The organism is Streptococcus taonis (assembly GCF_029948085.1).
GTDB classification, from domain to species: Bacteria; Bacillota; Bacilli; order Lactobacillales; family Streptococcaceae; genus Streptococcus; species Streptococcus taonis.
The window spans coordinates 1-719 of record NZ_JARZZP010000039.1 but is presented as its reverse complement, the minus strand read 5'-3'; the positions used below and the strand labels follow the sequence as shown (position 1 = coordinate 719).

Sequence of the window (719 nt, the reverse complement as noted above, 5' to 3'; positions counted from 1 at the left end):
ACAGCGAAAGATCAAACTGTTAAACCAGGAGATAAACCATCTGCCAAAGATTCAATCGGTAATGTAGGTGATCTTCCAGAAGGAACAACAGTAGAGTTCAAGACACCAGTAGACACAACTACCCCAGGTGACAAAGACGCTACAGTCGTTGTGACATACCCAGATGGATCTAAGGATGAAGTACCAGTTAAAGTAACTGTAAAAGATCCAGAGAAGACATCTGATGCAGACAAGAACACTCCAACAGCGAAAGATCAAACTGTTAAACCAGGAGATAAACCATCTGCCAAAGATTCAATCGGTAATGTAGGTGATCTTCCTAAGGGTACAACAGTAGCCTTCAAGGATCCAGTAGACACAACAACACCAGGTGAAAAACCTGCGACAGCAGTTGTAACTTACCCAGATGGTTCTAAGGAAGAAGTTCCAGTTAAAGTAACTGTTACAGACCCAAGTTCAAAACCAACAGATGCAGATAAGAACACTCCAGTAGCGAAAGATCAAACTGTTAAACCAGGAGATAAACCATCTGCTAAAGATTCAATCGGTAATGTAGGTGATCTTCCAGAAGGAACAACAGTAGAGTTCAAGACACCAGTAGACACAACTACCCCAGGTGACAAAGACGCTACAGTCGTTGTAACATACCCAGATGGTTCTAAGGATGAAGTACCAGTTAAAGTAACTGTAAAAGATCCAAGTGCACCAGCTACAGATGC

At 42.1% G+C, this 719-nt stretch carries 1 protein-coding gene; it reads left to right on the top strand.

Going from position 1 to position 719, the window contains the following annotated elements:
• Positions 1 to 719 (top strand): Rib/alpha-like domain-containing protein (locus QEZ38_RS09760; RefSeq protein ID WP_281335786.1); only part of this gene is annotated, 719 nt, incomplete at both ends.